22 protein-coding genes are annotated in these 22,336 nt (G+C 39.7%); 15 read left to right on the top strand and 7 right to left on the bottom strand.

Annotation, left to right across the window (positions count from 1 at the left end; translation table 11 throughout):
• Nucleotides 1–5: 5 nt before the first annotated feature.
• Nucleotides 6–869, bottom strand: a complete 864-nt coding sequence (locus FFR60_RS13900) for an SPL family radical SAM protein (RefSeq protein ID WP_137664609.1) — start codon at nucleotides 867–869, stop codon at nucleotides 6–8.
• A 113-nt stretch (nucleotides 870–982) separates the two neighbouring features.
• Between FFR60_RS13900 and FFR60_RS13895 the strand changes: the two genes are divergently transcribed.
• The 4 genes from FFR60_RS13895 to budA all read left to right on the top strand — a co-directional run bounded on the left by FFR60_RS13895 (nucleotide 983) and on the right by budA (nucleotide 5,019).
• On the top strand, nucleotides 983–1,807 hold the full coding sequence (locus FFR60_RS13895) for a MerR family transcriptional regulator (protein WP_249355009.1): 825 nt from the start codon (nucleotides 983–985) through the stop codon (nucleotides 1,805–1,807).
• Nucleotides 1,808–1,885: 78 nt separating this feature from the next.
• On the top strand, nucleotides 1,886–2,350 hold the full coding sequence (tsaA, locus tag FFR60_RS13890) for a tRNA (N6-threonylcarbamoyladenosine(37)-N6)-methyltransferase TrmO (protein ID WP_137664607.1): 465 nt from the start codon (nucleotides 1,886–1,888) through the stop codon (nucleotides 2,348–2,350).
• A gap of 219 nt (nucleotides 2,351–2,569) precedes the next feature.
• Nucleotides 2,570–4,222: an acetolactate synthase AlsS gene (gene alsS, locus FFR60_RS13885; protein WP_137664606.1), complete on the top strand. Its 1,653-nt coding sequence runs from the start codon at nucleotides 2,570–2,572 to the stop codon at nucleotides 4,220–4,222.
• An 83-nt stretch (nucleotides 4,223–4,305) separates the two neighbouring features.
• Nucleotides 4,306–5,019: an acetolactate decarboxylase gene (gene budA / locus FFR60_RS13880; RefSeq protein WP_137664605.1), complete on the top strand. Its 714-nt coding sequence runs from the start codon at nucleotides 4,306–4,308 to the stop codon at nucleotides 5,017–5,019.
• 39 nt (nucleotides 5,020–5,058) lie between these two features.
• Here budA and FFR60_RS13875 read toward each other — a convergent pair whose 3' ends face one another.
• Together FFR60_RS13875 and FFR60_RS13870 are read right to left on the bottom strand one after the other, a co-directional pair.
• Complete coding sequence (locus tag FFR60_RS13875) at nucleotides 5,059–5,769, bottom strand: DNA alkylation repair protein (protein ID WP_137664604.1); 711 nt, start codon at nucleotides 5,767–5,769, stop codon at nucleotides 5,059–5,061.
• A gap of 82 nt (nucleotides 5,770–5,851) precedes the next feature.
• The gene (locus FFR60_RS13870) at nucleotides 5,852–7,258 is read right to left on the bottom strand and encodes a peptidoglycan DD-metalloendopeptidase family protein (RefSeq protein ID WP_137664603.1); all 1,407 of its coding nucleotides are present in this window, start codon (nucleotides 7,256–7,258) and stop codon (nucleotides 5,852–5,854) included.
• A gap of 327 nt (nucleotides 7,259–7,585) precedes the next feature.
• Between FFR60_RS13870 and msrC the strand changes: the two genes are divergently transcribed.
• A complete protein-coding gene (gene msrC / locus FFR60_RS13865; RefSeq protein WP_137664602.1) occupies nucleotides 7,586–8,062 on the top strand; it encodes a free L-methionine (R)-S-oxide reductase MsrC in 477 nt (158 codons plus the stop codon).
• A 117-nt stretch (nucleotides 8,063–8,179) separates the two neighbouring features.
• The gene (locus FFR60_RS13860) at nucleotides 8,180–8,407 is read left to right on the top strand and encodes a hypothetical protein (protein WP_088932805.1); all 228 of its coding nucleotides are present in this window, start codon (nucleotides 8,180–8,182) and stop codon (nucleotides 8,405–8,407) included.
• A gap of 208 nt (nucleotides 8,408–8,615) precedes the next feature.
• Here the strand turns inward: FFR60_RS13860 and icd are convergent, their stop codons facing one another.
• Together icd and acnA are read right to left on the bottom strand one after the other, a co-directional pair.
• Nucleotides 8,616–9,851 carry an NADP-dependent isocitrate dehydrogenase gene (icd, locus tag FFR60_RS13855; protein ID WP_137664601.1) on the bottom strand — a complete coding sequence of 412 codons (1,236 nt, stop codon included), beginning with the start codon at nucleotides 9,849–9,851 and terminating at the stop codon, nucleotides 8,616–8,618.
• Nucleotides 9,851–12,502 carry an aconitate hydratase AcnA gene (gene acnA, locus FFR60_RS13850; protein ID WP_137664600.1) on the bottom strand — a complete coding sequence of 884 codons (2,652 nt, stop codon included), beginning with the start codon at nucleotides 12,500–12,502 and terminating at the stop codon, nucleotides 9,851–9,853. The genes icd and acnA overlap by 1 nt, the downstream gene beginning before the upstream one ends.
• A 187-nt stretch (nucleotides 12,503–12,689) precedes the next feature.
• On the opposite strand from acnA, the gene FFR60_RS13845 reads away from it, so the two are divergent.
• Entirely contained in the window at nucleotides 12,690–14,015 is a 1,326-nt protein-coding gene (locus FFR60_RS13845; protein WP_371853453.1) for a citrate/2-methylcitrate synthase, read from the top strand.
• Between the two features lie 36 nt (nucleotides 14,016–14,051).
• Here the strand turns inward: FFR60_RS13845 and FFR60_RS13840 are convergent, their stop codons facing one another.
• Entirely contained in the window at nucleotides 14,052–14,840 is a 789-nt protein-coding gene (locus FFR60_RS13840) for a Cof-type HAD-IIB family hydrolase (RefSeq protein ID WP_137664598.1), read from the bottom strand.
• A 240-nt stretch (nucleotides 14,841–15,080) separates the two neighbouring features.
• On the opposite strand from FFR60_RS13840, the gene FFR60_RS13835 reads away from it, so the two are divergent.
• From FFR60_RS13835 to FFR60_RS13800, 8 genes are all read left to right on the top strand, one after another.
• Complete coding sequence (locus FFR60_RS13835) at nucleotides 15,081–16,064, top strand: LacI family DNA-binding transcriptional regulator (protein WP_137664597.1); 984 nt, start codon at nucleotides 15,081–15,083, stop codon at nucleotides 16,062–16,064.
• A gap of 182 nt (nucleotides 16,065–16,246) precedes the next feature.
• A complete protein-coding gene (locus FFR60_RS13830; protein ID WP_137664596.1) occupies nucleotides 16,247–16,984 on the top strand; it encodes a sugar phosphate isomerase/epimerase family protein in 738 nt (245 codons plus the stop codon).
• Nucleotides 16,984–17,229 (top strand): hypothetical protein, encoded by a 246-nt coding sequence (locus tag FFR60_RS13825; RefSeq protein WP_088932799.1) that lies wholly within the window; start codon nucleotides 16,984–16,986, stop codon nucleotides 17,227–17,229. Before FFR60_RS13830 ends, FFR60_RS13825 begins: the two co-directional genes overlap by 1 nt.
• A 13-nt stretch (nucleotides 17,230–17,242) precedes the next feature.
• Nucleotides 17,243–18,514: a gluconate:proton symporter gene (locus FFR60_RS13820; protein ID WP_088932798.1), complete on the top strand. Its 1,272-nt coding sequence runs from the start codon at nucleotides 17,243–17,245 to the stop codon at nucleotides 18,512–18,514.
• 19 nt (nucleotides 18,515–18,533) lie between these two features.
• On the top strand, nucleotides 18,534–19,496 hold the full coding sequence (locus tag FFR60_RS13815) for a sugar kinase (protein ID WP_137664595.1): 963 nt from the start codon (nucleotides 18,534–18,536) through the stop codon (nucleotides 19,494–19,496).
• Nucleotides 19,493–20,119 (top strand): orotidine 5'-phosphate decarboxylase / HUMPS family protein, encoded by a 627-nt coding sequence (locus FFR60_RS13810; protein ID WP_137664594.1) that lies wholly within the window; start codon nucleotides 19,493–19,495, stop codon nucleotides 20,117–20,119. Before FFR60_RS13815 ends, FFR60_RS13810 begins: the two co-directional genes overlap by 4 nt.
• The gene (gene hxlB / locus FFR60_RS13805; RefSeq protein ID WP_137664593.1) at nucleotides 20,116–20,658 is read left to right on the top strand and encodes a 6-phospho-3-hexuloisomerase; all 543 of its coding nucleotides are present in this window, start codon (nucleotides 20,116–20,118) and stop codon (nucleotides 20,656–20,658) included. Before FFR60_RS13810 ends, hxlB begins: the two co-directional genes overlap by 4 nt.
• Nucleotides 20,659–20,667: 9 nt before the next feature.
• Nucleotides 20,668–21,306 (top strand): bifunctional 2-keto-4-hydroxyglutarate aldolase/2-keto-3-deoxy-6-phosphogluconate aldolase, encoded by a 639-nt coding sequence (locus FFR60_RS13800; protein ID WP_137664592.1) that lies wholly within the window; start codon nucleotides 20,668–20,670, stop codon nucleotides 21,304–21,306.
• Nucleotides 21,307–21,379: 73 nt separating this feature from the next.
• Here FFR60_RS13800 and FFR60_RS13795 read toward each other — a convergent pair whose 3' ends face one another.
• A complete protein-coding gene (locus FFR60_RS13795; RefSeq protein ID WP_137664591.1) occupies nucleotides 21,380–22,144 on the bottom strand; it encodes a DeoR/GlpR family DNA-binding transcription regulator in 765 nt (254 codons plus the stop codon).
• Between the last annotated feature and the right edge of the window lie 192 nt (nucleotides 22,145–22,336).

Genomic DNA, 22,336 nt, shown 5'->3' with positions numbered 1-22,336 from the left:
TTTTTTTAGAATAAAGACAATTGTTCCCGTTTGTCCTCAAATTCATGCAAGTAGCCAAAAACTTCATCCATTTTCCAAAGGATACCATGTTTTTGACAAGTTTCGATAAAAATCTCCATTAGCTGATCGTTGTTAGGACTGTTGCAGACGTAATTTTCACCAAATGAATAGATGTATTTTTTCTTCACACCAGGAAAGTGTCTATCTAGTTGCTGGTAAAAATATTCTCGGTTGCCAGCGCGCATCGTCACACCGAAGCCGAAACAAAGAATTCCTTTCACGCCTGCTTGAATACAATAATCCAAAATCCCGCGTAAATTCTCTTCACTATCATTAATGAAGGGCAGGATAGGGGATAACCAGACGACCGTCGGCACACCCGCTTCTTTAAATTTCAGCAATGTCTCAAAACGCTCTTTAGTAGTAGAAACATGCGGCTCCAAAATTTTACATAGCTCTTCGTCATATGTGGTCAAGGTCATTTCAACAACGGCTTTGGTTTTTTGATTGATCGATTTCAGCAAGTCCAAATCACGCAGGATACGGGAGGATTTGGTTTGAATCGCGACCCCAAATTCATATTTATCGATCAATTCTAAAGCGCCTCGTGTGATTTTTAGCCGTGGCTCTAATTGGATATACGGATCAGTCATTGCGCCAGTGCCGATCATGCAGGGGTTTCGTCGGCGTTGTAATTCTCGTTCAAAAATCTCTAACGCATTGGCCTTTACCTCGATATCCTCAAATTTATGATTGATCTGATAACATTCACTGCGGCTGTCGCAATAGATACAGCCATGAGTACATCCGCGAAAGAGATTCAATCCATTCTTTGCGGACAAAATTGTTTTATATTCTTTGTAATGCATAATACACCTTCTTTACTAAATAAAATGCAACAACCAGAACAAGAGTTCGTATTTATTATCCCACAAATTAATGCTGATAACAATCAAAAGTATCGGTATAATAAGCAATGGAGGTGTTTTTATTGCTGAAAATTGGTGAATTTTCTCAACTGGGACAAGTGTCGATTCGAACCTTGCGTCATTACGACGAGATTGATCTGCTTCATCCAAAATTAGTTGATGAAGAATCTGGCTATCGTTATTATTCAGTCAGACAGTTAGAAGTTTTAGCCCAAATTGTCTTACTAAGAGACTTGAAGTTTTCGCTAAAGGAAATCAAAAATCTGATCCAGCAAGATCCTAAAATTTTTACTGCGGCGTTACTAAAAAAGGATCGTGAAATTGAAAAAGAAATTCAGCGTGATCAATTTCGTCAGCAGCAGATCCATCAGATGATCCAACGCATGCAGCATAAAGAAAAGTATCAAGTGACGATCAAAAAGATTCCAGCTATTTCAGTCGTCAGTTTACGAAAGAAAATCAAAAGCTTCTATCATGAGGGCCTGTTGTGGAAAGAATTTATGGAGCAATTAAAAAAACAGGGCATTTCTTTTCCAGCTGCTCCGGATCAAAATTTGACGATTTTTCACGATGAAGAATATCTAGAAGAAGGCGTGGATGTCGAGGTAGCAATTATTTCTAATAAGAAAGCAAAAGAACCGTTGCAAATGAGACAGCTCCCAACACTTGGATATGCTGCGATCATGTACGTGGAAGGCAATTGTCATCAACTTCCGGAAGCCTATCAAGCATTTGCCAAGTGGCTGGATGAACATCCTGAGTTTGAAATGGTGAAGGCCACTCGTCAAATTTGTCACGTAGGTCCAGAGCATACAGCTAATCCAGAAGAATATTTGACCGAATTACAAATTCCATTAATCCCCTTGACTCTCACATAGCGTGAGGATTTATCTTCTAATTAGAGGTCGCGACTCAAAAAAAATGGGGATAACATTTATCCCGGGATAGGAGATATTATGGAAATCAAAGAAATCGGTAAAGTAAAACAAACAGATACGGGAGTTTATTTGGAGCTTCTGCCTGAATATCAAGATGGATTAATTGGGTTGGATGATTTTAGTCATCTTTATGTGCTGTATTGGTTCCATCATTTAGATATTCCTGAGCTTCGAGGAACGACCGTCAGTAAGCCCTACACAAATGGTCCAGAAGAATTAGGCACTTTCGCAACGCGCGGACCAGTTAGACCCAATCCAATCGCGTTATCCGCCGCAAAAATTATTGAGATTCAAGGAAACAAAGTATATCTTGAATATCTCGACGCGGAAGATGATAGTCCTATCTTGGATATTAAGCCTTATACAGCGAGTTCAGATGTACTAGAAAGCTTTAAGGGGCCTGATTGGTGTGCGCATTGGCCGCAAAGCTTTGAAAGTTCGGGTACTTTTGATTGGGGAGCAGAATTTAATTTTCCAGAATAAACCTAGAAGTCTCAGCAATGAGGCTTCTTTTTTTCGTCTCTCAGCTTCCAAAGTGTTGAAGCTTATACATAGAAAATAGATTTTTCTAGTCGCCATGAAAAACGATTTTCATAATTTTTGATAAAACACAGAATATTGATGTTTCATTGTTGATAAATAAATGAATTGATGCTATATTGACAAATATAAGTGATACAGATTTTAAGGAGATGTAATACAGTGAGTAATAAAGGTTCTGAAATCATTGTTAATAGTTTAGAAAATCATAACGTACCCTTCATCTTTGGAATTCCTGGTGCTAAGATCGATGGCGTATTTGATACATTGGAAGATCATGGGCCACAACTAGTCTTGGCTCGTCATGAACAAAATGCGGCGTTCATGGCCCAAGCGATTGGCCGTTTGACTGGAGAGCCCGGAGTTGTGCTTGCAACGAGCGGTCCCGGTGCAAGCAATTTAGCAACAGGCTTAGTTACTGCAACAGCGGAAGGCGATCCTGTTTTGGCATTGGCGGGTCAGGTAAAACGTTCGGATCTTTCAAAATTAACTCATCAAAGTATGGATAATGCAGCGCTGTTTGCACCTATCACAAAATACAGTTCAGAAATTCAAGACCCAGAAAATTTATCAGAAAGTATTGCGAATGCTTATCGGATCGCCAAGACAGCCAAAAAAGGGGCCAGTTTTTTATCAATTCCGCAAGATGTGACTGATGGCGAGGTTAAGGGCGAAGCAATCAAACCATTGTCAGCACCAATTTTAGGTTCGGCATCTGAAGAAGATATTGCCGATTTAGTCAAACGCATCAATGATGCAAAACTTCCAACACTTTTAGTTGGGATGCGCGCTTCTGGTAAAAAGGAAACAGCTGCAATTCGCAAACTCGTTGAAAAAACCGGATTGCCAGTAGTGGAAACTTTCCAAGGAGCTGGAATCATTTCTCGCGAATTGGAAAATCATTTTTTTGGTCGAGTAGGATTATTCCGTAATCAACCAGGAGATATGTTGTTGAAACGCAGCGATTTAGTTTTGGCGATCGGTTATGATCCAATCGAGTATGAAGCACGAAACTGGAATGCAGAAAAGGATGCGCGTATTGTAGTTATAGATGAAGTACCGATGGAAATCGATCAATACATGCAGCCTGAAGCTGAATTAATCGGCAGTATCGCAAAAACGATCGAAAAATTGAGCGATTCAATCGATACGTATCAACTATCGGCAGACGCTGATCATTATTTATCAACACTGCAAGAAAAATTAACAAACGGAAATCAAAAGAGTGAAACAGTGGAAGGCCGTGTCCATCCATTAGAAGTGATCGATACTTTACAAAAAAATGTAACCGATGAAATGACCGTAACGGTTGATGTCGGCAGCCACTATATTTGGATGGCGCGTCACTTCCGCAGCTACGAACCACGTCATTTATTATTCAGCAACGGGATGCAGACATTGGGTGTCGCTTTGCCATGGGCGATCTCATCGGCTTTAGTTCGACCAAATACTCAAATATTTTCCATTTCCGGAGATGGCGGTTTCTTGTTTTCAGCACAAGAGCTGGAAACGGCTGTTCGTTTGAAACAAAAAATCATTCACTTGATTTGGAATGACGGCAGCTACAACATGGTGGAATTCCAAGAAGAAATGAAATACGATCGTTCTTCAGGAGTTCACTTTGGACCAGTTGATTTTGTAAAATATGCAGAAGCATTTGGAGCAAAAGGTTTACGAGCAACCTCAAAATCCGAACTAGACGCTGCGATCCAAGAAGGCTTGGCAACAGATGGTCCTGTGATCATCGATATTCCTATTGATTACTCTGATAATAAGGAACTAGGAAAGACCATTTTGCCAGATCAATTTTATTAAGAAAATTCGTATATAGATGAAAAAAGTAGTCATCTTTTTCACTAAGAAAAGAAACGATGAATTTGAAACAGGAGGGACTACGGATGACAGTGAAAACAAGAAGTTATATCTACCAACATGGAACACTTGGCGGATTGATGCAAGATTTAATGGACGGTACAGAAAGAATCGGAACATTATCAAATTATGGTGATTTTGGATTAGGCACATTAGAAGGGTCAAATGGAGAAGTGATTTTCTTAGACGGTGTCATCTATCACGCTGATGAAAATGGAGATATCAATCGCTTAACCGGTGAGGAACTGACACCATATGCTGCGGTAACAAATTTTGAATCAGATGAACAATTTTCATTAACCGATGTCTCAGATGAACTTGTCAAAGCAGCGATTTTAGAAAAAATCAGTCACAATTTATTCGCGGCTGTTAAAATAGAAGGAATCTTCAAACACATGCATGTGCGTGTAGCTCCAAAACAAGTGAAACCTTATCCGCGTTTTGTAGAAATCGCGCGAAACCAGCCAGAGTTTGAAGCAGATGATATCTCTGGTACAATCGTCGGCTTCTTTACTCCCGGATTATTTCACGGAGCTGCCGCAGCAGGATTCCATTTGCATTTTATCAGCGATGACCGCAAATTTGGCGGACACGTTCTAGATTTCGAATTGGCAGAAGGAAAAGCAGACTTGATGGAGCTGGCAGAATTCCGTCAACATTTCCCAACCGAGAACGCTGATTATTTAGAAAATGAAATAAAATTAGATGAAATCGCAAAGGATATCGAAGAAGCAGAGTAGAAAAATACCACACCCGCGAAATAGAGGGTGTGGTATTTTTTAAACTTCTTTTCCCATTTTTGATTTGGCAGAAATCAAGCGTGAGCGTCCAGGCGCTTGAACTAAAAGAACCAGTTCTTTCAACGCATCTTTGGCGACCCATTGTTTGGTTTTTGAATCCTGCTTTTGCATTGTCTTAGCCGTATTAATGGCTAATTCTTTTGCTTCTTCATTGGTTTTACCTAATTCTCTCAATGCCCAAGAAGCCGCCTTCTTTACTAACAAACGATCATCGTCCGAATGAATCTCAATCAAGCTCAAGTAATTTTTTATTTCTTCGGAGGAGAGGGAAGCATGCGTTGAGGTGCTGGCGATCAGAGTGAAAGCTGCACGCTTGTAAAATAAATTCTCTGAATCAATCCATCGTTGAATAAAACGATCAAAATCCGCTTGCTTAATCAAAATATTTTTACAAAATAAATCGCAAAGATCCCATGAAATGATTCCATCCATCAAATAGTTGATATCCTCATCGGTACAGTCTTTAGGCTTGAGCGCCAGTACAGTGAGTATTTTACATTCATGATAGCCGGTTTGCCATAAAGCCAGCAGGAAATCTTTTTCTTTCGGGATTTTTTTAGCAAGCTTTCTTAATTCAGAAGTGGGGACGCCAATCGTATGTTCAGCAGGAATTCCCAATTTAATAATGTTTGTTTTGAACTTTTCAGAAGAAGCCTCTTTTAAAAGCGTGATAATGTCATCAATTGTCATGCAAGCCGTCCTTTCTATAAAAAAAGTGTAAAACAATGATCAGATATATTCTGATTATTGTTCTACACTTTTTAAGTCTTTTCTAAATTCCTAATAATGGAGCAGGGTTAACGAAACCTGACCATAAAGCAGTGGATACACCAAAGTGTAAATGAACACCAGTTGAGTTACCAGTTGTTCCCATACCGCCTAGGACTTGACCAGCGCTGACATCTGAGCCAACACCGACGCTAGGAGCAGAGACCATGTGCATGTAATATGAGTAGTAGCCATCTGAATGCTGGATAACTACATGGTTGCCTGCTGACCAATGGAAGCCTGCTTCAACGACTTTTCCGCCTTTAGAAGCTAAAATCGGAGTGCCAGCCGCACCAGCAAAATCGATTCCATCATGCTGAGTACCAGAAGCGCCTGTCGGATCTTGACGAGGACCAAATGGACTAGTTACCACCAAACCGATTGATAAAGGTGATGACCAACCGCTGCTGTTTGTCGCAGGTTTTGATTCCTCAGTTGTTGGAGCAGGGTTTGTTGTAACCTGACTAGCACCAGTATCTGTAACAGTTTGTGCTTGTTCTTGCTGTTGTTTAGCTTGCTGTTCTTGTTGTTGCGCTTCAAGTTGAGCGATTTCTGCTTCTTGTTTTTGTTTAGCAGTTTCAGCGGCAGCAGCTTGCTTTTCAGCTTCTTCGGCTGCTTTTTGTGCTTCTTCCGCAGCTTTTTTAGCTTGTTTTTCTGCCTCAACTTGTGCTTTTGCCCGAGCTTCTTCTTCTTTCTTACGTTGTTCTTCTAAAGCTTTCAAAGCTTCTTGACGTTTCTTCTCAGCTTCTTCTTGCTGTTTTTCGTATTTTTCTTTTTGACCTTTTTCAGTTGCAATACTTGCTTGGAGCTCGTTGATTTTCACTTGCTGATCCAATTTTGTTTGCACTAATTGATCTTGTTTTTCTTTTAATTCAGCTGTTTTCTTGTTGATTACTTCTAAGCGCTGTTCCGCTTCTTTTTCAAGTTTTTCAAGCTCAGCCTTATCTTTTGTTTGTTGTTCCATGATGTTTTTGTTAGCCGTAAGGATAGTAGAGACAGCCATTGTTTTCTTAACAGCTTCACCAACAGATTTAGAGTTGATTACAACGTCAACGATAGAACCTGCATCATGATTTGTTTGAACATCCCGTGCTTGTTTGCGCAGTTGTTCTTCACGCTTCTGAATTTTTTCTTGAAGAACGCCAATTTTAGCGGTTAGATCGCTCATTTTCTTTTCTTCATTGGTTTTTTCTTTTAAGACATCACTAACTTCTTTTTCTACAGCCGCAACTTGTTCTTCCAAAGCAGCCTTTTGATCTTCAGCAGACTGTTCCGTTTGCTGTAAGTCAGAGATTTTTTTATCTTGATCGGCAATCTTTTGATCGTACTCATCTGCCAAAGCGGTTAGTGGGGTTGCGGTTAATGTTAGGGCACACAAAGTTAGTGCCGTATATTTTTTCAACTTAATCAATGGATTCCCTCACTTTTTTCATCTTTCGGGTTCAATTATATAAGAAGATATGAATAAAAAGTGTAAAGTATTTGAATTTTTATCTAACCGTATAGATTGTAACGATAATGAAATATATAACAAGAGGAAATAAGTGATAAATCACTTGACAAGCGCGGTTTTTATTGAAACAAACCGCTGTTTTTGACTTGAAAAAACTATTTTTAATCAATGGAGCAATTCCTAGCCTTGGGGTAGAATAAACCAAAACTTGCCAATTTTTATACACTTAAAAATAAGAAAAAAATGGTATAGTTAAATAAATGTATTTTTATTGGAGGAATTGTTATGAGTTGGAAAACCCCAGAAGCGAAGGAAGAAGCATATAAACTATTACTATTGCAGCAAAAAGCATTATTGGAGGGCGAAACAGATTTGATTGCAAATCTGGCAAACTCATCAGCATTATTGAATCAGACACTACAGGATACTGTATTCGCTGGTTATTATCTTTATAAAAATGACGAATTGATCTTAGGACCATTCCAAGGAAATGTATCCTGTGTTCACATCGCCATGGGCAAAGGCGTCTGCGGTGAATCAGCAGAGAAGAATCAAACCTTGATCGTCGAAAATGTATTAGAACATAAGAACTATATTGCTTGCGATTCAGCAGCTCGTTCGGAAATTGTTGTACCAATGAAAAAAGGTGATCAGTTGATCGGAGTATTAGACCTAGATAGTTCAGAAATAGGTATGTATGATCAAATCGATCAATTCTATTTGGAGCAATATGTATCATTATTACTGGAAAACATCGGTTAAAATTACGAATGTTGCTTAAAAATACGCTTATTTCATAAATAACACCCTTAATGTGGTTTTTTAATCCACTTAATGCTACTATATAAGTGTAGTATAAAACGTTTATGAGGTGGTTGAATGAATAAAGAAGCGATTATTGTAGGGGAAAGCTATGAGTGCCGTAAGACTGATTTTGCTCGGCCGATCATTGGAGAGGTGATCCGTAAAGAAGCTAATGGCTGCATCGTAAATGTTGAGCGCTTTTACGGATTGGATGCAGATAAGATTGATCAAGTAAATGGTCAAGTATTGATCAAATATAGTGAAGTAGCAGGGATTATTTCTAGAGAATGTTTCTTTAGTTAATCGACCGTCCTGTTTTAAAAGCCCGCTTAGAATATTCTTTCTGAGCGGGCTTTTTGGTGCGCTAAATATCGATGGATATTAAATAACGTCGCCTTTTTTTATATATTATCAAAAAAATAGTTTATTTATTTTGAAAAACTATCCTATTAAGTAGAATAAACACGTATAACCCCATGGCTAAGCTTGCTGCCATGGGGTTATATCTGTATTATTGTTTATTTTGAATAGAAGCGATTAAATAATCAGCAAATTCAGTTGTTGATAGTTCTTCAATGTCTAGCATTTGAGCGAAATCATGAGTCATCTGATTATTTTGAAGCGCTTGTTCGATGGCTTTGGTAACTTTTTGACTTGCCTCAAACCAGCCAAGATGATCTAACATCATGACAGCCGAAAGGAGCAGGGAGCAAGGATTAGCCCAGCCTTTACCAGCGATATCTGGAGCAGTACCATGAGTCGCCTCAAAAATAGCGTGCCCCGTTTTATAATTGATGTTCGCACCTGGTGAGATCCCAATCCCGCCGACTTGAGCTGCTAGGGCATCTGAAATATAATCACCATTTAAATTGGTCGTTGCAACAACTTGATACTTTTCTGGATATAGAAGAATCTGCTGCAGAAAATTATCAGCGATCACATCATCAACGATAATTTTTCCGGCTGCTCTAGCTTTTGCTAAGGCTTCATCAGCTTTTTCAACTGTGGACTCCTCTGAAATCTGATTATAGTGATGTATCGTGAAAGCTTGAGGATAATGCTTATCGATATAATCATACCCCCATTTTTTAAAGCCGCCTTCAGTGAACTTCATAATATTTCCTTTATGAACCAATGTTACACGTGTTTTTTCTTGCTCAATGGCATAGTCTAAAGCAGCTGCGACTAAACGTTCACTGCCTTCTTTAGAGATTGGTTTGATTCCCAGAGCACTTGTCGCCGGAAAGCGAACTTTAGTGACCGATAATTGATCCGTTAAAAAGCTTAAAAGCTGTTTTACTTCTTGGGAGCCGTTAGAAAATTCAATACCGGCGTATACATCTTCAGTATTTTCTCGGAAAATCGTCATATCGGTTTTTTCAGGCTCCTTCAAAGGAGAAGGGACTCCTTCAAAGTAACGCACTGGCCGCACACAAGCATAAAGATCTAATTCTTGACGCAAGGTAACATTCAATGAGCGAAATCCCTCTCCGATTGGAGTAGTCAAAGGTCCCTTGATCGCAACTTTATGTTTTTTGATGGCTTCAAGGGTTTCGTTAGGAAGCCAAGTGCCGGTTTGATTGAAGGCTTTTTCACCAGCAAGAATTTCCAGCCAGTCGATCTTTTTCTCATTCTTATATGCTGAGGAGACTGCCGCATCAATAACTTTTTTTGTTGCCTGCCAAATTTCTGGTCCAATTCCATCGCCTTCGATGTAGGGGATAATTGGATTAACTGTGTTTGTCATTAAGCTTGCTCCTTCTGCATTTTTTTATTGATAACTAAAGGCAAGATCCCTTGGTTTTTCCAATAAGCAATATCAGCCTCAGAATCAAAACGTAATTTTGCTTGGAAATGGATATCGTTCTCTCCTTTAGCAGTCACATCGATGATTTGATTGATGGTCGGCTCAGCAGGGAAATCAAAGCTGAAGTTTTCCAAACCAGTCAAACCAAGTGAATCGGCTGTTTCGCCCGGAAGGTATTCAAAAGGAATGACGCCCATCATTACTAAGTTACTGCGATGAATTCGCTCATAGCTTTCTGCCAATACAGCTTTGACACCTAGGAGATTTGTTCCTTTTGCCGCCCAGTCACGAGATGAACCCATTCCATAATCTTTTCCGGCAAGAATGATTGTACCGATGCCTTCTTTTTGGTACTGCATTGCTGCATCGTAAATTGATAACTCTTCACCTGTAGTAGCTAGTTTTGTATAACCGCCTGTTACTTCAGGCGTTAATTGATTTTGAATCCGAATATTTCCAAAAGTACCACGCATCATCACTTCATGATTGCCTCGTCTAGAGCCGAACGAGTTGAAATCCTTATAGGCTAATCCACGATCCTTCAAGTATTTGCCTGCAGGCGATTGAAGTCCGATATTTCCGGCTGGGGAAATGTGGTCGGTAGTAACCGAATCACCAAATTTAGCTAAGACTTGCAAGTTGGCTAACGGATTTTCTTCATTTTTCGTTTGACCAAGATTTGTGAAGAAAGGTGGATTTGCAATATATGTTGACGCATCGTCCCAATCATAGCAATCACCTTCAGAGGTCTCGATTCTGTTCCAGCGTTCGTTTGATTGATAAACGTTTTTATATGCTTCTCGGAAATCTTCAGGGTTTAAGAAATCATTGATGTAGTCATTCACTTCTTCTTGAGAAGGCCACAAGTCTGATAAATAGATTTTTTTTCCGTCAATTTCAGCCAGCGGTTCTTTTGTTAAATCTTTTTTGATGGAACCAGCTAAAGCGTAAGCAATTACTAACGGGGGTGAAGCTAAGTAATTTGCTTTGATCAATGGGTGGATACGTCCTTCAAAATTTCGATTACCGGACAAGACAGCCGAAACGACCAGTTCACTTTCCTTTAAGGTAGTTTCGATCTCTGCATCTAGCGGGCCGGAATTTCCGATACAAGTTGTACAGCCGTATCCTACAATATCAAATCCTAGTTCAGCTAAGGGGTCTAAGAGATTTCCTTTTTCAAGATATTGAGTCACAATTTTTGAACCCGGCGCCAAAGAAGTTTTGATCGTTGATGGAACTTTTAGCCCTAACGCCACTGCTTTTTTAGCTAATAAACCGGCAGCGACCATGACAGACGGATTGCTGGTATTAGTACAACTAGTGATAGCTGCTAAAGCCAAATCACCAGTTTCAATTGCATTATCAGTTCCTTGGATCTTTTCTTTGCGATCAAGCTCATCTGAGTTTAGACCAAATCCTTTGGGCCCGCTTGGATTCGTCAATGAGGCTTCGAAATTGTCTGCTACATCAGCTAATGGGATTCGATCCTGCGGCCGTTTTGGACCAGCGACAGAAGAGTGCACAGTCGAAAGGTCTAGTTTGATCACGCGGGTATAGATCGGTGTTTCATTACCATCATAAAATAGTTGATTTTGTTTTGCATAAGCCTCTACTAATTTGACCTGTTCTTCTGAACGGCCAGTTAAACGAAGATAATTTAGTGTCTCTTCATCGATCGGGCAAAATCCGCAAGTAGCACCATACTCAGGCGCCATGTTGGCGATCGTTGCACGGTCGGAAAGGCTTAAAGTTTTGTATCCAGTTCCGAAATATTCCACAAACTTGCCGACAACTTTTTCGTTACGTAAAAGTTCAGTCAAGTAAAGAGCTAAGTCCGTAGCCGTAGCCCCCGGACTCAATGTTCCAGTCAATTCCACACCGATTACTTCAGGTGTAGGAAAATAAGAAGCTTCACCTAAGATTGCGGCTTCTGCTTCGATACCGCCAACCCCCCAACCAAGCACGCCTAATCCGTTGATCATCGTAGTATGGGAGTCCGTTCCTTCTAAAGAATCAGGGAAAAGCAGATTTTCATTATTTTTTAAAATGACATCCGACAAATACTCAAGATTGACTTGGTGAATGATCCCTGTTTCGGGCGGAACGACTTCGAAATTATCGAAGGCTTGTTGAGCCCATTTAAGAAATTGATAGCGTTCATGGTTTCGTTCAAATTCTTTTTCAGTGTTATAAGCTAAACTGTCCTCAGTCCCTGCGCAATCGACCTGTACAGAGTGGTCTACGACTAAAGTAACGGGAATCTCAGGATTGATAACTCTGGGATTTCCGCCAAGTTTTACCACAGCATCACGCATAGCTGCGAGATCGACTACTGCAGGCACGCCGGTAAAGTCTTGTAAAACAACGCGTGATGGGCGAAATGGAACCACGCCAAATGGCTGTTTTGCATCAAAGGCAATCAGATTTTCTAAATCTGAAAGTTCCTGATGACGCGCCAAACTTTCTAGCATTACTCGTATGCTGAATGGGTAATCAGCGATTTTTTTCTGGTACGTATCGACAATTGATGAAAGATCAAAGTATGTATAATGTTCGTCATTGACGAAAAGCTCTTTTTTCCAGTTCAATACAAAATCCCTCCTGAATACGTTATCGTTTAAAATCAGTTGGGTTTATTATACGAATAAAAAAAAAGAAAGTAAATGAAATTATTAAAACTATTTCATTTTACGCCAATGGTGTTATAATGTTTCTTAACCCGATTGTTAAAATTAAAATGGTTAGGAGGACACAGAGATGTTAGATTTGAACCAAATGGCTGACGTATGCCGAAAAGAGGACTATTTAGAGGCTTCTTTATATAGGAAACATAATGTAAAAAAAGGCTTGCGCGACCTCGATGGTAAAGGAGTTTTAGCTGGTTTAACCAATATTTCTACGATTCATCCGCAGATTATGGATGGTGACAAGGTCATTTCCAAATATGGCGAGTTGCGTTATCGCGGAATCGATATTAATGAATTGGTAAATGGTTTTGTCTCAGAAAAGCGTTTGGGGTTTGAAGAAGTCAGTTATTTGTTATTGTTTGGCTCCTTGCCGACCCAAGACGAATTGGCAGAATTCAGAACGTTGATCGGTAAAAGACGAACACTTCCTACTAACTTTGTACGTGATGTTATTATGAAGGCACCCTCGCACAACATTATGAATATGATGGCCAGAAGCGTCCTGACATTGGGGTGTTACGATGATAAGACAGATGATATCAGTATTGAGAACGTATTGGATCAAAGTTTATCCTTGATTGCTACTTTTCCAATGATCGCGGTCTATTCCTATCATGCGTACAATCACTACACTAAAGGGGACAGCATGTACATTCATCGCCCAGATGAAAACCTGAGTACAGCAGAAGCCATCTTAACGATGTTGCGTCCGGACAAAAAATACACTTTCCAAGAGGCACAAACATTAGATATGGCGTTAGTTTTACATATGGAACATGGCGGAGGAAATAATTCGACCTTTACGACTCGAGTTGTTACTTCCAGCGGCACAGATACTTATTCGACAATTGCAGCTGCACTAGGTTCTTTGAAGGGGCCTAAGCATGGTGGAGCAAATATCAAAGTCACACAAATGATGGAAGATTTGAAGGCGAACGTCAGTAATTGTGAAGATGAGAACGAGATCCGTGATTATTTAGAAAAAATCTTAAATAAGGAAGCGTTTGATAAGCAAGGATTGATTTACGGGATGGGACATGCCATTTACGCTGAATCTGATCCGCGTGCTGAAATCTTCAAACGCTATGTAGAAAAATTAGCGACCGAAAAGGGATCGGAAGCATCCGCTGAGTTTAATTTATATCGCAAAGTAGAGCGTTTAGCCCCAGAGATTATCTCTGAAAGACGGAAGGTCTATAAAGGAGTCAGTGCTAATATTGATTTCTTCAGCGGTTTTGTTTACCACATGTTAGATTTACCTCAGGAGCTGTATACACCAATGTTTGCCATTGCGCGTATCGTAGGATGGTCTGCTCATCGAATTGAAGAATTAATTAATGTTCAAAAAATCATTCGACCAGCTTATATGGAAGTTTCCGAGGATCGTAATTATCAAGAACTTACTGAACGTTAAAAAAATTCCGTCAGATTTTATTCTGACGGAATTTTTTTATTTTGTAATTAACCCTAAGTCTACACAAGCTTTCCAAATACCATCATCAGAGACTGAGGCGGTTACATGTGCAGCTTTTTCTTTCAATGCGGGAGTCGCATTGCCCATCGCAACTGGAAAGCCAACGGTATCAAACATAGTGAAGTCATTCTCTTCATCGCCAAAAGCTAATGCTTGATTTACAGAAATATTCATAGTTTTACAGATTTTTTGAATTCCATCTGCTTTTGTACCATTTTTCAAATGGATACTTGCCGCAACCGGAGCGACTTTTTCAGCAATTAGAATAGAATCTTGCTCCAATTGATAATCAATCGATTCATTCCAAGGAACCAGCAGCTGCACAATATTTTTTGGCAGTGGATCATCAGTTTTTAGAATATTTTCTTTCGCAATTTGCTGTCCCATGTATTTATTCGTATCGTAGCAAAAAAGGTTGTAGGGCGTTTCGATCAAACACTCAATTTGACGCTCATGTAAATGCTCTAGCAACTCCGAAACTAGTGTTGGCGACATAATGTTTTGATGGATCATTTTTCCTTGATAATGAACGCAATTGCCATTGGAAGAGATAATACTGTCCACCCCCAACGTAGAGGCAAAATCATCAATTACTTGATGATGTCTTCCAGAAGCAATCACGGGCTCAATGTTGTTTTCTTTTAATTGTTTTAGCGCTTGTTTCGCTGACTCTGGAATTCGCTCCAGAAAAGACAGGTGATGTGGCAGCTGATTGTCCACTAATGTCCCATCAATATCAAAAAAAGCCACGCGATAGTCCTTCATAAACTCACTCCTAATGGATTCGATTATACTTAGTATAAAAGAAAAAAAGCAAAACATCACCAACATTTTGGAAATACTTACAAATGATAGGTAACTTCAAATAATTTGAGCAGTAATTGCCTGCCAACAATGTTTCATTTTAAGTACTGAGTGCTGCAATAACACAAAAGCAAGGATGGTTATCTTTCCATTCGATCTGAAATTCGCTACAATGATAAAAAAGACAGTTGGAGATGCAAAATGAAAAAAATTACTATCAAAGAGGTCGCGGAAGAAGCAGGCGTATCAAAAACGACGATCTCAAGATTTTTGAATAATAACTATGGCAATATGTCCAAGGAAACAAAAGCAAGGATCGCTGAAGTTATCGAGCGTTTAAATTACCGACCTAGTAAGCAAGCCCAAGCATTGAAATCAAAGCATAGTTACTTGATTGGTGTCGTTGTGGCGGATATTTCTAATCTCTATTCTTCTTTGCTATTAAAGGGAATCGGTTCTGTGCTTGAGGAAAATGGTTATCAAATGATTATTATGGATGCAGCCAATTCAGTAACCCAAGAAAAAGATCTGTTGGAGAAATTGTTAGATCAAAGTGTAGAAGGAATCATACTGCAGCCATCATCACGACAATCTGCCAACTATGAATTCGTTACAGAACGCAATATCCCGCTTTTATTGGTGGATCGTCAAACAGAACCGGAAAAATGGACCTCTGTAATGACGAATAATATTGAGGCAACACAGGAAGTATTGGAAAAGGCGTTAAAAAAAGGGTATGAAAATATCGTGGTCGTAAGTGAACCAGTCAAGGATGTAAGTACGCGGGAACTACGATATCAAACGGTCAGAAAAACGGTTTTGGCGGATGGAAAAACTTGTAAATTGATCGAGGTAACCAACGAAGAGCAGCTGCCAGAGTTGCTGCAGCCTACATTTAATAGTGACGAGAAAAGTCTGCTCTTTGCCTCTAATGGTCGAGTGTTGATGGATGTTTTGGCTTTATTAATTAAAGAAGGAATACAAATACCTGAAAAAATCGGTATCACAGGGTTTGACGATTGGAACTTAACCGAGTTGGTGGGCCCAGGGGTTACCAGTATCGAGCAGCCATCAAAAAAGATTGGAAAAATTGCTGCTCAAAATCTTTTAGAATTGTTGAAGGAACCAAAGGAAATGCAGGAAATTATCGTTCCGTCAGATATTCGCTGGCGAAAGTCAGTTTAATTTAGTTATTTTTCGAAATAATTTTTTTAGAATAAGCCTTACTTGGAAACCGGTTTCCAAGTAAGGCTTATTCTTTTTGGATCATGGATTGTTTTTTAATAATGTAACCGTTGACAACATTTAGAAACCGGTTTACTATATGTGTATAGAAACCGGTTAACTAATTGAAAGGACGCGATATTATGACGAATGAAAGACTAGTGCTTAATTTCTTAGTTTTTGCTGATCGAGTGGCAAATGGTGAGTTGCAAGCTGATCTATTACAAGAGATAGCTGATTTAGGATTTACACAGGTTGAGATCAGGAGAGAGTACTTCAAAAATATCGAAGAAGAGCTACCTGTTATTGAATCAGAAGCAAAACGTTTGAACATGCAATTGTTTTACAGCGTTCCTGATGAAGTGTATATCAGCGGTGAAATCAATCCTAAGCTAGAACAATATTTAGTTGAAGCAAAACGAATGGGTGTCAAACACATTAAATGGAATATCGGTGATTTTAATGGGGAGCTTCATGGCAATCAATTGAAAACGCTTCTTGAACAAGGCGTAGAAATTTCAATTGAAAATGACCAGACGCAAATATCTGGCGCAGTCAATGCTATTGCTACCTATATGAAAGCAGTGAAGCAGGCTGGAATAGATATTGGTTATGTTTATGATCTCGGCAACTGGCGCTTTGTCGGCGAGGATGAAGTTGAGGCTGCTGAATTGTTGAAGGACTATGTGCATTACATCCACGTGAAGGATGTTAGGTATGAAGATAAAGAACCGCAGGCTGCTGGATTGGATCATGGAGAGATCGATTGGCGCAAAGTTTTACAGATTTTGCCGCAAGATCTACCTGTTGCGATTGAATATCCGACAACGACAAATGCTGAAATTTTAGAAGCGAAAGAATTATTGGAAGGTGAAAAATAATGACTGAACAACAAACAAAAATCGATCCGGAAAAATTTGCTTACCATTTTATGGAAACGATTCATCGGCCTGAAATCGACAAGGAAGACATGGAGGGAGCCGCAAAGGAAGCGTTGGCGGCCTATCTAACTGGTTATTATTTGATTCAAAAATTTAATCATTTGGAGAATGACTTCTTCGTTGAAGACCATGCCAAACCAATTTCAAAATATCAACGTATTTTAAGCGAGCTAAATAAATATTAGGAGGTGAACAAGCATGGGTAGCGCAATCACAGGAATATTATTGGCTGTAACCTTTATCATTTTTGTTCTTTATGCTATGAAAGGCGGGAACTTAACAGTCGGCTTCTTCGTAATGGCAATCTTATGGACGATCATTGGAATGGTTCCATTTAATACAGCTGTGAAGGAAATATTTACTGAGCCGGTTTTAAATTATGGAAAAACGGCTTCATATATCATCTTTGGATCTTGGTTCGGGCGAGTGTTAGTGGATACCGGGATTGCCGGAAGCATCAGTCGCCGAACAGAAAAAGTCGGAAAGAAAAGTCCGGTTTTAGCAACGATTTTAATCGCTCTTGTAATCGCTTTAATTTTTACTAGTTCGTATGGTGTTGGTTCTGCCATCGCTGTCGGGGTAATTCTTTTCCCCATTATGTTCTCGATCGGAGTACCCAAAAATATTGCCGTTTCTATTTTTACCATCGCGATTGGTGCGGCGATGTATGTCAATAATGTGCTGTTTGTTCAATTTCAAGTGTTCTTCCCTAAAGTAGAGTGGGGACCGCACTACCAGCGTTTTGGTTTTGTTGCAATGGGTGTCCAAATGGTCATCTTGATTCTTTTCATCTTGTTTAACGCGAAGAAGATTCGCAATGGCAAACCTGAAATTATTGAGAGTGATATGGAAGCAGAAGTTGTTGAGGTTCCAATTTGGACTTATGTATTGCCAGTTTTACCTGTAGCACTGAGTATTTTTGCCAAATGGGACGCCGTACCTGCTCTTTTATTATCAACAATTATCGCTTTTGCTGCGACAGGTAACATGAAGCGTTACAGCAAGTTCGTCACGATGATGAATGAAACCGCTAAACATGCAATTAGTGATATTGCTGGATTATTGATTATGCTGTTTGTTTTGACAATGTTCCAATCGGCTGCGGTTCACGCCATGTCAGGCTTTACCAGTGTTTTCCAAGCCATCATTCCCAATAGCAAACTTGTCTTGATTATTATTGTTGCCATTATCGCGCCGCTATCATATTTCCGCGGACCTTTGATGCTCTACGGTGCAGGTGCTGCGACTGCGGCGATCTTGGTAGGAACAGGAATGTTCGATCAGTACTTCTTATATGGTTTGTTAGTAGTTCCTTCTATGATGGGTGTCTCAGCATGTATCACTCAGTCATGGAATTTGTGGTCGGTACAATATGCTGGCTTAGATACAAAGACATTCCTATTAACGGGAATGCCATGGGCATGGGCTGCTACCGTTTTGAATTTAATTGCTGCATATATCTTACTTTAATAGAAAAGAGGAAATGAACATGAGTGAATTTTTAACTATCGGAGAACCTATTGCATTATTTGGATCAGAGGAGGTCGACAAGTCTTTAAAGGATGCCTGCCATTTTCAAAAGTTTCTGGCTGGAGCGGAAGTCAATGTAGCTGTGGGTGTCTCACGATTAGGTCATAGTAGTGAATACATTACGCAAGTCGGAAAAGATCCTTTTGGTGAATTTATTATTGATCGTTTGCATGAGAACAAAATCGGAACAGATTATATTTCAGAGACTGCTGATTTTTGGACTGCCTTTCAATTAAAGGATCGTGTCAGTAAAGGTGACCCTAGTATTTTCTATTTCCGCAAAGGTTCGGCAGCGGCACATTTTGATCAATCTGTTTTAGATAAAATTGATTTTTCAGAGGTAAAAATGGCACATCTGTCTGGAATCTTCCCAGCGATTTCGCCAGAAGCACAAAAAGCTTTCCGTTACTTGATCAGTTTATTGGGAAAAAATCATATTCGGACGACGTTTGATCCGAACTTGCGTCCACAGCTTTGGGCTAGTCAGGAAGAAATGGTAGAGATCATCAATGACTTAGCCACATATGCTGAAATTGTGCTGCCCGGAATCAACGAAGGAGAAATTTTAATGGGCAGTCGTGATCCAGAAGCGATCGCCGACTTCTATTTGAACAATGGCGAAGCGACTAAAACAGTGATCGTAAAATTGGGAACCGAAGGTGCCTTCGTAAAACAAAAAGACGGCTCAAGCTATACTGTTCCAGGCTTTAAAGTTGCTGAAGTCGTGGATACTGTCGGTGCTGGAGATGGATTTGCGGTAGGATTGATCACTGCTTTAATAGAAGGAAAGGCATTAAAAGAAGCTGTCATTCGTGCAAATGCGATCGGTGCGATGGCGGTTCAATCCCCTGGCGATAATGACGGCTATCCGACGCCGCGAGAATTAGAAGAATTTTTACAAAAACAGGAAGTGGAAGCATGAGATTACAAACAGCAATTGACCGTGTTGCGTTAGAGGATGCAGTTGCTCTGGCTAAACAATTAGACGGCAAGACGGATATTTTAGAAATGGGTACCTCCTTAGTCAAGGATTATGGCAACGTAGCAATCGAAAAGTTGAGAGAGGTTTTACCTCAGACTCGTTTATTAGTCGATAGTAAAACCATTGACGAAGGTGCTTATGAATTCAACCAAGCATTTCGTCACGGCGGTGACATCGTTACTGTGATGGGAGCGGCATCCGTGGATACTTTGCAAGCTTGCTACGATGTGGCGCAAAAAGAAAACAAAACGATGATGATCGATTTACTAGAAGTTTCGGCCGAAAAAATCGAGTGCATCAAAGATTTTCCAGAAGCAATTTACGCTTTGCATCATTCAGTTGACCGCAAGGACCATTTCGATGCAGCAGCAAGTGTTGAAGCGTTTCGTCAAAGATACCCTGAAATCAAACGGCTAGCAATTGCTGGCGGGATCGATTTGGAGCAGGCACAGATTTTGGCAGAACAAGGAATTATTGAAGTTGTCATCGTAGGATCAAAAATTGCAAAAGCAAATGATCCGTTAAAAGCAGTAAATGAATTTATGGGAGCTGTTCACAAATGAAAACAATCGAAACGATTATGCAGGAAATCAATCAAGTCATGGAATTAGTCGACGAGAAGGAATTGGATCAAGCATTGCCGCTATTTAAAAAAAAGAAACGAATCTTTGTGATCGGTGCAGGCCGCAGTGGATTTCAGGCGAAAGGCTTTGCGATGCGTCTGATGCATATCGGCTATACGGATTATGTGATGGGAGAAACGATTACACCATCGATTCAAAAGGGAGACACCTGGGTCGCTATTTCTGGTTCAGGTACGACAAAGGGGATCGTAGCTGATACGGAAGCCGCGAGAAAAATGGGTCTCGATATTGTTGCTTTAACCAGTGATAAAGATTCACCACTAGCTAAATTGGCGGATAAAGTAATCGTTGTCCCGGGAGCGACTAAGACGGGTGCCGGAATAAAATCCGTTCAGCTTCTATCCAGTCTTTTCGATCAAACGGTGCACATCACATTGGATGCTTTAACCTTAAAACTTGCACAACGTGATCAAACTTCAAATGAAGATGCCCTTCATGAACATGTGAATGTGGAGTAGGTGGGTTCAATGAAAAAAGTTGACGTTCTTACGCGTTTAGAAAAAGCGGGTGTAGTAGCTGTTGTTAGAGAAACTTCTGGCGAGCACGCATTTAAAGCTGCAAAAGCCGTTGTTGAAGGCGGGATCAAAGGAATTGAAGTGACTTTTTCTGTGCCAAATGCTGATCAGATTATTGTAAAGTTGAAGGAAGAATACGGGAGTGATTCAACCATCGCAGTCGGTGCCGGAACGGTATTGGACTCTGTTACAGCTCGACTAGCCATAATGGCAGGAGCAGATTTTATCGTCAGTCCGTGTTTTGATCAAACGACTGCTGAACTTTGTAATTTATATCAAGTTCCCTATATGCCGGGATGTATGACGATCACGGAAATACAGCAGGCAATGAAAAGCGGAGTAGATGTCGTGAAGCTTTTTCCAGCCAATAATTTTTCTCCTCAAATAATCAAAGCAGCGAAAGCACCACTGCCGCAAGTCAATATTATGCCGACAGGCGGAATTAATTTAGATAATCTAACCGAATGGAAACAAGCTGGGGCGATCATGGTTGGTATCGGTGGAAACTTATTCAAAGGTGTAGCAGAAGAAGATTATGAATTGGTCACGAAAACTGCGAAAGAATATGTTGAAGCCTGGCAAGGCAATTGATTAGTTAAGAATAAAGAGAGCAGAAACTAGATTCTATTATTTAGAATGTGGTTTCTGCTCTCTTTAATTTTGTTCAATCAATTTGGATAACCTTTACACCGCTATTTCTGATTTCATTCAAGACTTGCTGTGAACAAAATTGGTCAGTGATCAGATAATCAAAAACAGAAATATCGGCAATTTTGAATTTTGAGGTCAAACCAATTTTTCGATGATCGGCTACTAGAATTTTACATTTGATTGTTTTATTAATCATCATTTCGTTAATCGTAGACTCATTTAAGATTTTGGTTGTGACACCATTTTCGACACTGACTCCGCTGCAGCCGATCACACAAACATCTGCATTCATAGAAGAGATCGTATTTAAGGCAATATCGCCAACTAAGGCTTCCTTTGGAAAACGCATTTCTCCGCCAGTCAGGATATAACTGCAATTATCCTTGTGAGGTGAGTAATTGACCTTTACATTGTTTGTAACGACCGTTAGATGATTCGAGTGGATAAAATCTAGTGTTTTTAATGCCGTCGAGCTGGAATTAATGAACAAAGTATCATAGTCACTAATATATTTACTGGCTTCTCTGGCGATCGCCTGCTTAATTCTTTCTGGTCCAGATTGATCGAAGTTAGTCTTATTGTCGTAATTATAGGAGCAGTAACCGTAATTACGAATAATATCATTTTTCTCTTCTAATAAATTCAAATCTCTTTGAACCGTACTAATCGACACGCCTAAAGCTTCTGCCGGTTCAAGCGCAGTCATTTGTTCTGTTTGCTGCAGTAATTCCAAAATGTCCTTTTGCCGTTTGTCAATATTGACGAGCGAGTTTTTCATGTTAGACCCTCCTATATGACACTAAGTTCAAATAAATGATTTTCTTTCTAGGATGTTCGTTTAAAATTCTTTATTTGACTATATTATACTAAGAAAATCATTAAAATAGACTAGAAAGTCATATAAAGGGTAGAAAGTCATATAAAAGGGTTTTCATAACATCAGATACGCTTTAAGATTTAATTGTAAGTC

The organism is Enterococcus hulanensis (assembly GCF_005405485.1).
Lineage (GTDB): Bacteria > Bacillota > Bacilli > Lactobacillales > Enterococcaceae > Enterococcus_A > Enterococcus_A hulanensis.
The sequence above is the reverse complement of the archived record's forward strand: the minus strand, read 5'-3'. Positions and strand labels throughout refer to the sequence as shown.